Annotated in this window: 14 protein-coding genes; 4 read left to right on the forward strand and 10 right to left on the reverse strand. The window is 67.4% G+C overall.

The features are described from left to right. The first annotated feature begins 39 nt into the window (after positions 1-39). Positions 40-819: an SDR family oxidoreductase gene (locus HZY97_RS17065; protein ID WP_180146553.1), complete on the forward strand. Its 780-nt coding sequence runs from the start codon at positions 40-42 to the stop codon at positions 817-819. Here HZY97_RS17065 and HZY97_RS17070 read toward each other — a convergent pair whose 3' ends face one another. Continuing rightward, complete coding sequence (locus tag HZY97_RS17070; protein ID WP_257215143.1) at positions 820-1,167, reverse strand: 4a-hydroxytetrahydrobiopterin dehydratase; 348 nt, start codon at positions 1,165-1,167, stop codon at positions 820-822. Here HZY97_RS17070 and HZY97_RS17075 point away from each other — a divergent pair. From HZY97_RS17075 to HZY97_RS17085, 3 genes are read left to right on the forward strand one after another with little or no spacing between them, the layout of a single operon-like run. Continuing rightward, positions 1,156-1,548: a metallopeptidase family protein gene (locus HZY97_RS17075; RefSeq protein WP_257215144.1), complete on the forward strand. Its 393-nt coding sequence runs from the start codon at positions 1,156-1,158 to the stop codon at positions 1,546-1,548. The two genes, HZY97_RS17070 and HZY97_RS17075, sit on opposite strands and share 12 nt — an antisense overlap. Then, the gene (gene ccmA, locus HZY97_RS17080) at positions 1,545-2,111 is read left to right on the forward strand and encodes a heme ABC exporter ATP-binding protein CcmA (protein WP_180146561.1); all 567 of its coding nucleotides are present in this window, start codon (positions 1,545-1,547) and stop codon (positions 2,109-2,111) included. Before HZY97_RS17075 ends, ccmA begins: the two co-directional genes overlap by 4 nt. Further along, entirely contained in the window at positions 2,108-2,746 is a 639-nt protein-coding gene (locus HZY97_RS17085) for a heme exporter protein CcmB (RefSeq protein WP_180146564.1), read from the forward strand. Before ccmA ends, HZY97_RS17085 begins: the two co-directional genes overlap by 4 nt. A 36-nt stretch (positions 2,747-2,782) precedes the next feature. Here HZY97_RS17085 and HZY97_RS17090 read toward each other — a convergent pair whose 3' ends face one another. From HZY97_RS17090 to HZY97_RS17130, 9 genes are all read right to left on the reverse strand, one after another. After that, positions 2,783-3,079 (reverse strand): hypothetical protein, encoded by a 297-nt coding sequence (locus HZY97_RS17090; protein WP_180146568.1) that lies wholly within the window; start codon positions 3,077-3,079, stop codon positions 2,783-2,785. Beyond that, positions 3,079-3,948 carry a class I SAM-dependent methyltransferase gene (locus HZY97_RS17095; protein WP_180146571.1) on the reverse strand — a complete coding sequence of 290 codons (870 nt, stop codon included), beginning with the start codon at positions 3,946-3,948 and terminating at the stop codon, positions 3,079-3,081. The genes HZY97_RS17090 and HZY97_RS17095 overlap by 1 nt, the downstream gene beginning before the upstream one ends. A gap of 45 nt (positions 3,949-3,993) precedes the next feature. After that, positions 3,994-5,385 (reverse strand): threonine synthase, encoded by a 1,392-nt coding sequence (gene thrC, locus HZY97_RS17100; RefSeq protein WP_180146575.1) that lies wholly within the window; start codon positions 5,383-5,385, stop codon positions 3,994-3,996. A 49-nt stretch (positions 5,386-5,434) separates the two neighbouring features. Further along, the gene (locus HZY97_RS17105; protein WP_180146578.1) at positions 5,435-6,058 is read right to left on the reverse strand and encodes an SURF1 family protein; all 624 of its coding nucleotides are present in this window, start codon (positions 6,056-6,058) and stop codon (positions 5,435-5,437) included. Then, positions 6,058-6,414, reverse strand: a complete 357-nt coding sequence (locus HZY97_RS17110; RefSeq protein ID WP_373684410.1) for a DUF983 domain-containing protein — start codon at positions 6,412-6,414, stop codon at positions 6,058-6,060. Before HZY97_RS17110 ends, HZY97_RS17105 begins: the two co-directional genes overlap by 1 nt. Before the next feature lie 44 nt (positions 6,415-6,458). Continuing rightward, a complete protein-coding gene (locus HZY97_RS17115; RefSeq protein WP_180146584.1) occupies positions 6,459-7,367 on the reverse strand; it encodes a cytochrome c oxidase subunit 3 in 909 nt (302 codons plus the stop codon). 75 nt (positions 7,368-7,442) lie between these two features. Then, entirely contained in the window at positions 7,443-8,003 is a 561-nt protein-coding gene (locus HZY97_RS17120; RefSeq protein WP_180146587.1) for a cytochrome c oxidase assembly protein, read from the reverse strand. Then, positions 8,003-8,176, reverse strand: coding sequence for a hypothetical protein (locus tag HZY97_RS17125; RefSeq protein ID WP_180146590.1), 174 nt, complete (start codon positions 8,174-8,176; stop codon positions 8,003-8,005). Before HZY97_RS17125 ends, HZY97_RS17120 begins: the two co-directional genes overlap by 1 nt. Further along, positions 8,173-9,075, reverse strand: a complete 903-nt coding sequence (locus HZY97_RS17130) for a heme o synthase (protein WP_180146593.1) — start codon at positions 9,073-9,075, stop codon at positions 8,173-8,175. Before HZY97_RS17130 ends, HZY97_RS17125 begins: the two co-directional genes overlap by 4 nt. Positions 9,076-9,122 lie beyond the last annotated feature (47 nt).

A 9,122-nucleotide genomic window follows, 5' to 3' on the forward strand; every position in this document is an offset into this window, starting at 1 on the left:
GGATGAAGTGACAAAGGTCAAAAGAACAGGAGAGGCGGCATGGCCAAGGCGGCATTCATCACCGGGGGCGCATCGGGCATCGGGCTGGCGGTTGCGAAGAGCCTGGCGGCGGACGGCTGGCTGGTCGGCCTTGCCGATGTCAACGCCGCCGGCCTGGAAACGGCAAAGGCCGAGATCGCCGGCGCCCAGACCTATGCAATGGACGTGCGCGACCGCGATGCCTGGACCACGGCGCTTGCCGACTTCGCGACGAAGAGCGGCGGCCGGCTCGACTTCCTCTTCAACAATGCCGGCATCGCCGTCGGCGGCCAGCTCGAGACCATGTCCGACGCGGACATCGATCGCGGCCTCTCGATCAACATCAACGGCGTGGTCAACGGTGCCCGCGCCGCGCACGACCTGCTCAAGGCGACGCCCGGCTCGGCGATGATCATCACCAGCTCGGCCGCGGGCATCTCGGGCAATGCCGGCATGTCGATCTACAGCGCCGGCAAGTTCGCGATGCGCGGCTTTGCCGAGGCACTGAACGCCGAGTGGGGCCACGAGGGCATCTATGTCGGCTCGCTGATGCCGAGCTTCATCGACACGCCCTTGCTCAACCACGTCACCCAGGATTCGAACCGCAACGTGCGCGAATCGGTGCGCGCCGCCGGCCTAGAGATCACGCCGGTCGAGGAAGTGGTGAAGACCGTCCGCCACATGCTCACCATCCGCAAGGACGTGCACACCCGCGTCGGCAAGACCGCGCACCGGCTGTGGTTCCTGCAGCGCTGGCTGCCCGGCACGCTGCGCAAGCTGCAGGGCCGTGCATTCAAATAATCAGAGCAGCGCTTCGATCGCCTGCGCCATCTGGATGTCGCGCGTCGAGAGCCCTCCCGCGTCGTGCGTGGTCAGCAGCACGTCGACCTTGTTCCAGACGTTCGACCATTCGGGGTGATGGTCCGCCTTCTCGGCGATCAGCGCTACGCGAGTCATGAAGCCGAAGGCCTGATTGAAGTCCTTGAACTCGAAGCGGCGCGTGATCGCGTCGCGCGTCGGCTCCCACGTCCAGTCGGGCAGCGCCGCGAGCGATTCCTCGCGAAGTCCGTCCGTCAACCGCGCCACCATCATCGCCTCCCTTGCCGTAGCTCTATCGCCCGGCCTATGCCCGCAACGATGACCGGGCAAGCCCCAGACGCTGCAGCGATCGAGCGCCTCGCCCGCGCCGCGCTCGATCGCATCCCCGAACCGTTCAACGCCTATCTCGCCGACATCGTGCTGGTGATCGAGGATTTCGCCGATGACGAGACGCTGGACGAGATGGGTATCGAGGACCCGTTCGACCTGACCGGCCTCTATCGCGGGCGGCCCGTGGGCGAGAAGTCGGCATGGGACGGCGTGTCGATGCCGGACGAGATCCATCTCTATCGCCGGCCCCTGCTCGACGAGTGGGTGCATACCGGCGTGACGCTCGAATCGCTGATCACCCATGTCGTGGTGCACGAGGTCGGCCATCATTTCGGGCTTTCCGACGACGACATGCACGCGCTGGAGGACAGCGCCGAGTGACGAGCCTAATCCTGCGCGGCATCGCGTGCGTGCGCGCCGGACGGCTGCTGTTCGAAGGGCTCGATCTCGCGCTCGCGTCCGGCGAGGCAGCTTTGGTCACCGGGCCGAACGGCGTCGGCAAGTCGAGCCTGATCCGCATCGCCGCAGGCCTGCTCGCGCCCACCGCCGGCAGCGTGGAAGGCGAGGGTGCCCGCGCGCTCATGGCGGAGGCGCCGGCGCTCGATCCCGAACTTCCGCTGGGCAAGGCGCTGCGCTTCTGGGTGGGGCTCGATGGCCGGCGCGACGCAGTATCCGGGGCGCTGGCTGCGGTCGGCCTCGCCGATCTCGCGCCGGTGCCGGTTCGCCTGCTCTCCACCGGCCAGCGCCGCCGTGCCGCGCTTGCGCGGGTGGTGGCGAGCGGCGCGCCGGTCTGGCTGCTCGACGAGCCTGCCAACGGTCTCGATGCCGCTTCGGTCGCGCTGCTCGAGGGCATGGTCGCCAGGCATCGCGCGGCGGGAGGCATCGCGCTGGTCGCCACGCATTTGGCCGTAGCGCTGCCCGATGCCCGCGAGGTGGCACTGTGAGTGCCTATGCCGCGATCATCTGGCGCGAACTGCGCCGGGCCTGGAGCACCGGCGGGCTGGCGTTGCCGGTGGTGTTCTTCCTGCTTGTCGCGATCCTTTTCCCCTTCGCGGTCGGTCCCGATTCGAAGTTGCTCGCCCGCATCGCGCCCGGCGTGATCTGGGCGGCGGCGCTGCTCGCGGCCTTGCTCCCGGTCGAGCGGTTGGTAACGCCCGACCTGGAAAGCGGTGTGCTCGACCAGTTCGCCGTGCGCGGCCTGCCCGATGCCGGCGTCGCTGCAGCCAAGATCGCCGGCCATTGGCTCGGCTTCGCGCCGGCCTTGCTCGCCGCCACGGTGATTGCCTCGGGCCTGCTCCAGCTTCCGGGCGACGCGCTGGCGCCGCTGCTGGTCGCGCTGCTGATCGGCACGCCCGGGCTTGCCGCACTCGGCGTCGCCACCGCCGCGCTGGTTGCCGGGCTGCGGGGAGCAGGGGCGCTGGCGGGGCTGGTCATGCTGCCCTTCGCCGTGCCGCTGCTGATCTTCGGCGCCACCGCCGGCGAACCCGGCGCGCTCAAGCTGCTCGGCGCGGTGAGCCTGTTGCTGGTGGCGGGCTGCCCGTTCGTGGCAGGCTCGGCGATCCGGATGGGGCGGAGCTAGTCGACCGCAACGGTTGCCGGGGGATAGGAGCAGCCGCTACGCCTCGGGCGGCAGCTCGTCGCCAAAGACGACCATCGCCGAACCCTCGGCCAATGCATCCGCCGCGGCGGCGCGCAGCACGGGATCGTCGCCGGCAGCCGGATCGGCGACTTCCATGCCCTTTTCAAGCCGCACCAGCATCCAGCCCGTGCCGAGAGCGACGCCGGCCGCCTTGGCCTGCGCTTCCTCGAAGCTGTCGGCGGAGACATAGATCAGCATGGCGTGGCGCCCGCCCGGCCGGCGGCCTTCGACGGTGTCGGCAACTGCGGTTGCCAGGAATACCGAGAGGCCCATCAGCGGCTCCAGCGCGCGAAGATCGCGGTCGGCAGCTGCAGCCCGCGCGCTTCCTCGCGCACCGTCAGCTCGCCGCATTCCACCTTGCCGCCGAGATGGCCGACATGCTGGCGCAGCAACTCGCCGATCGCGAGTGCCGACATGCGCACGGCATAGACGGTGAGGAACAGGAAGCGCGAATTCTGGTCGAGCAGCTGCGTGGTCTCGGCGATCAGCCCGGGCAGGCCCTCCTCGAGCTTCCACACTTCGCCATTCGGCCCGCGACCCCATTTCGGCGGATCGAGGATGATCCCGTCATAGCGCCGTCCGCGCCGCACTTCGCGCGCCGTGAACTTGGCGGCGTCGTCGATCATCCAGCGGATCGGCAGATCCTCCATGCCCGACAGCGCGGCATTGGCCTTGCCCTCGGCGACCGATTTCTTCGAGGCATCGACATGCGTCACCTTCGCGCCCTTGGCGGCCAAGGCGAGCGAGCCGACTCCTGTGTACCCGAACAGATTCATGCATTCGGGCGCGTCCATCCCGTCGATCTGTGCGCGCATCCAGTGCCAGACCGGCGACATGTCGGGGAAGAAGGCGAGGTGGCGGAAGGGCGTGTTCTGCGCAGTGAAGCGCACTTCTTCCCATTTGAGCGGCCAGCCTTCGGGCGGCACCGTCTTGGTGAAGTTCCAGCGGCCGCCGCCATCCTCGTCCGCGCCGGGTACGAACTCGCCATGCGCGTCCCAGTTGTCGGAGGCGGGCGCCCACATCGCCTGGGGCTCGGGGCGGATGAAGCGATATTTGCCGTAGCGCTCGAGCTTGCGGCCATGGCCGCTGTCGACCAGCCCATAGTCCGCCCAGGGCTCGCCGGTGAGAGTGATCAGGTCCATCGAGGCTCTTTAGACACCCAATTCTTCTCCGTCACCCGCCCGCGATCAGGTCCGCGGCTTGGCCCGCTCGGCGATGTATTCGCGCACCGCGTCGAGCGTGCCCGGCAGCACCTCATAGCGCTCCTGCCGGTCGAACAGGTCGCCCACCCGCGCCGGCAGCGACGGCCGCACGCCGGTGGCGCGCTCGACTGCGTCGGCGAACTTGGCCGGATGCGCCGTCGCCAGCGTGACCACCGGCACATCGGCGGGGAGGTCCGCGCGGCGCGCGGCGGCGAGGCCGATCGCAGTGTGCGGGTCGATCACCTGCGCCGCTTCGGCCGAGGCCCAGCGCATCGCTTCGTTCATTTCCTCGGGCGTGATCCGGTCGCTCACGAAGATCTTCGCCGCGCCTTGCTGCTGCGCGTTGCTCAGCCGCATCGCCCTGGTCGATTCGAAACCGTGCATCTGCTCGGCGACGCTGCCGCCGGCGAGGTCGGCTAGCAGCCGCTCGAAGTTCGAGCTGACCTGGATGTCCATGCTCGGCGCCGCGGTCGGCGTGACCGTTCCCGCGGAGTAATCGCCGTTCGACAGCGCACGGTGGAGGATGTCGTTGACGTTGGTCGCGACCACCAGCCGCTCGATGGGGAGGCCCATCTTCGCCGCGACATAGCCGGCGAACACGTCGCCGAAATTGCCCGTCGGCACCGCGAAGGCGATCTTCTGCGCCGGTGCGCCCAGGCGGACCGCGGCGTAGAAGTAATAGACCACCTGCGCCATCAGCCGGGCCCAGTTGATCGAATTGACCGCGCTCAGGCGGAAGCGGCCCGAGAAGTCCGCGTCGTTGAACAGCGCCTTCACCATCGCCTGGGCGTCGTCGAAGCTGCCCTCGATCGCGATGTTGTGGACGTTGGGCGCCAGCACCGTGGTCATCTGGCGGCGCTGCACGTCGGACACACGGCCCTTGGGATGCAGCATGAAGATGTCGACCCCGTGCCGCCCGGCGACTGCGTCGATCGCCGCGCTGCCGGTGTCGCCCGAGGTCGCGCCGACAATGGTCAGCGGCTCGGCGCTGCCGGTCAGAAATTTCTCGAAGAGCAGCCCGAGCAGCTGGAGCGCGACGTCCTTGAACGCCAGCGTCGGACCGTGGAACAGCTCGAGCAGGAAATTGCGGTGGTCGAGCTGGACCAGCGGCGTCACCGCGGCCTGCGAGAAACGGCCATAGGCCTGCTCGCACAATTCGCGCAGCTCGGCTTCGCTCAGGTCCTCGCCGGTGAACGGCGCCATCACCCGAACCGCGGTCTCGACATAGGAGAGGCCCTTCAGCCCCTCGATCTCCTCGCGAGTGAAGCTCGGCCAGCGGGTCGGGATGTATAGCCCGCCGTCGCTCGCCAGGCCGGCAAGCGTCACGTCACGGAAACCAAGCAGCGGCGCGGCGCCTCGGGTGCTCTGATATTGCATGAGGGCGGGGACTAGCGGCGCCGGCCGCCCGGGGCAAGAAAGCCGAACTTTAGGCGGGTTTCGGCTTCTGCCGCAGCTTGAGCGCCAGCACGTAGATCACGCCCGCCACCAGCGCGAACAGGAACCACTGCACCGCATAGGAAAGGTGGTTGTTGGGCACGCTCGACAGATCGGGCCGCGCAGTCGGCTCCAGGCCGGGGGCGGCGGCTTCGGAGATCAGCATCAGATGCTTTGGCTCGCTGTCGAACAGGCCGGCGAGCATCGGGCGGTGATCGGGAGCATGGGTGATCGTGCCGGTCACCTTGCCGCCCTTCCATACTGGCTTGAAGGTCGGGTTGGGCGCCACCCCCATGTCGACCAGCAGCACCGGGCCTTCGGCGCCAGTGCGGCACTGGGCGATATGGCGATAGCCGTTGGTGCCCTTGACCGAGCGCCCGCCCTGGCTCTGCCAGCCGATCACTTCAAGGCAGAAGGCATTGGCGCGACGGAAGAGAGTGTCGTCGCCGACCGGCAGGCGCGGGAAGGCCATCTCGGGCTTGTTCAAATTTTGCGCGTAGAGCTGGAGCGCGGCCAGCTTCTCGCCGCGGCGTTCGAGCTGCCAGATGCCGAGGCCGATCATCAGGGCGATGGCGAGCGCGACGACGATCGTCGGGATCAGGGGAAAACGCGGCATCATTCCCGAACGCGCCCTTCGCCCGCGCGGTTGCGATATTCGAGCGCGAGCAGCAGGCCCTTGGAGACGCGCAGCGACAGCACAACCAGTACGGTCGTGATCGGCACCCACAGCAGCGCGTGGATCAGCAGCCCCGGCTGGAAGGTGAATTCGACCCACAAGGCGAGCGCAGTGACCAGCGCGCCGATGCCGAGGGTGAGGAACACCACCGGCCCGTCACCGACATTGAACCGGGTGAAGTCGAGCGCGCAGGCGCTGCAGCGTTCGGCAAAGCCGGTGAAGCTGCGGAACAGCGTCGGCGCGCCGCAGCGCGGGCAGGCGCCTTTGGTCCCCGAAAGGATCGGGGGAGGCGACACTGGGCCGCCTCCCCCGGAAGAGTCGCTATCGGTGTCGGTCACGCTCAGCCGGCGTGGACCGGTGCACCCCAGCCGCCCCAGACATAGATCGAGGCGAAGAGGAAGAGCCACACCACGTCGACGAAGTGCCAGTACCAGGCCGCCGCCTCGAAGCCGAAATGCTGCTTCGGGGTGAAGTCGCCCTTGTACGCGCGCACCAGGTTCACGATCAGGAAGATCGTGCCGACGATCACGTGGAAGCCGTGGAAGCCGGTCGCCATGAAAAAGGCACCGCCATAGCTGGTGCCCGGCATCGTGCCATGGCCGCTCAGCGGCGTGCCGTCGGCGCGGAAGCTGAAGGGTGCGTTGATATATTCATAGGCCTGGAGGCTGGTGAACAGCAGGCCGAGGACCACGGTGAGCCACAGGCCCTTCTTGACCACATCGTCCTCGCCCACGCCGAGCAGGCCCCAAAAGCCCTTCATCGCGCCGCCGCGCTGATTGTGGATCAGGCCGTGATGCGCCCAAGTCACGGTGGTGCCCGAGCAGAGCAGGATCAGCGTGTTGAGCAGCGGGAATTCCCACGCGTTCAGCACTTCCAGGCCCTTGGGCGGCCAGGTGCCGCCGATCGCCTCGACGTGCGAGGGGAAGAGCGAGAAATCGAACCAGGCCCAGAACCAGCCGACGAAGAACATCACTTCCGAAGCGATGAACAGGATCATGCCGTAGCGCAGATGGAGCTGCACGATCGGCGTGTGATCGCCGGCATGCGCTTCCTGGATCACCTTGCTCCACCAGCCGAACATTGTGGTCACCACCAGCGCAATGCCGGCGAACAGCACAAGATAGGCGCTCGGATATTTGTGCATCACCATGATGCCGCCCGAGGCCAGCACCAGCGCCGAGAACGCGCCGAAGAGCGGCCAGATGCTGGGCGGAAGGATATGGTATTGGTGGTTCTTTGCCCCGGCCATCGATCGTCCCTGTCCTATGCTTTTGCCAAAGCTTTACGGTGCCAATTCGCTTCCCGCAACAACCCTGTTCCGGGCTCAGTGCGCCTTGGCGGCAGCGGCGGCGATTGCCGGCGATTCGGCGGGGTAGAAGGTGTAGGAGAGCGTGATCTCCTGCACGTCGCGCGCGTCCGGATCGTCGAGGATCTTCGGGTCGACATAGAAAATCACCGGCATGCGTACCGTCTCGCCCGGCTTCAGCGTCTGCTGGGTGAAGCAGAAGCACTGGATCTTGGTGAAATACTTGCCGATGAAGACGGGCGTGACGTTGAACGTCGCGGTGCCGGTCACTTCATGATCGGAGGTGTTGGTCGCCTTGAAGAACGCCATGTCGCGTCCGCCAATGTCGATCACGTCCTCGCGCCGCTCGGGCTCGAACTTCCAGGGGATGCCCTTGGCGACATTGGAGTCGAAGGCGATCGTGATCTTCTGGCCGACGCTGCCCGGTGCACGGATGCCGCGCTGGGTGGTGCCGTTGAGGCCGGTCGATTCGCAGAACAGCCGGTAGAGCGGCACTGCCGCGAAACCGAGCCCGGTCATCGAACACACGCCGATGCCGGCGAGGATCGCGACGCGCAGGTTCTGGCTCGGCCAGTTCATCAGCCGTGGCCCAGCTGGATCTTCACGATCGAGATGGCGAAGACGAGCACCACGAACAGCCCGAGCAGCACCGCCATCACGGTGGCGCGGCTGCGCTGGCGGGCGCGGACCAGCTCGGTCTCCTCGAGCGGCGTGGGTGCGGCCGGCGGGGCCTGGATCAGATCATCGGTCATGCGAACCACCTGTCGACGACGAGCGCGCCGAATACAATGAAGAGATAGAGGATCGAATATTTGAACAGCCGCTTCTCGGGCGCCATCGTGTCGTTCGGCTCGGAGCGGCGGATCGCCACCTGCAGCGCCATGGCGAGGAACAGGCCCGACATCACCGCGGCGACGATCCCATAGATCGGACCCGCAAGGCCGAGCGGCCAGGGTGCCGCGGCGCACAGGACCATCGGGATGGTGTAGAGCCCGATCTGGATCCGCGTCGAGCGCTCGCCCGCCACCACCGGCAGCATCGGCACGCCGGCATTGGCGTAATCGGTCTTCACGAACAGCGCGAGCGCCCAGAAATGCGGCGGCGTCCACAGGAAGATCAGCGCGAAGAGCAGCAGCGGCAGCGTGGTCACGTCGCCGGTTGCCGCCGCCCAGCCGATCATCGGCGGAAAGGCGCCGGCCGCGCCGCCGATCACGATGTTCTGCGGCGTCCGGCGTTTGAGCCAGATCGTATATACGAACACATAGAACAGGATCGAGACGGCCAGGATCAGCGTCGCGGTCAGGTTGATCGCGAAATACATGAGCGCGAGGCTGAAGCCCGCCAGCCCTACGCCGAAATGCAGCGCCGACTGCTTCTCCATCCGCCCGGCGGGGAGCGGGCGCTTCTGCGTCCGCTTCATCTTGGCGTCGAGATCGGCCTCGTACCATTGGTTGAGCGCGCCTGCCGCGCCCGCGCCCAGCGCGATGCACAGGATCGCGGTGAAGCCGAGCACCGGATGGATCGGCACCGGCGCGGCGAGCATGCCGCACAGCCCGGTGAAGACGACGAGCGTCATCACCCGCGGCTTGGTCAGCGCAAGGAAATCACGCCATTCGGCGGGAAGCGAAACGGTTGCTGCGGAAGTGCTCATGATCGTGCGGCCGCTATAGAGGCGCGGGCGCGCGGGGGGAAGTGGAC

It is taken from the genome of Sphingomonas sp. R-74633, assembly GCF_013416555.1.
Taxonomy (GTDB): domain Bacteria; phylum Pseudomonadota; class Alphaproteobacteria; order Sphingomonadales; family Sphingomonadaceae; genus Sphingomonas.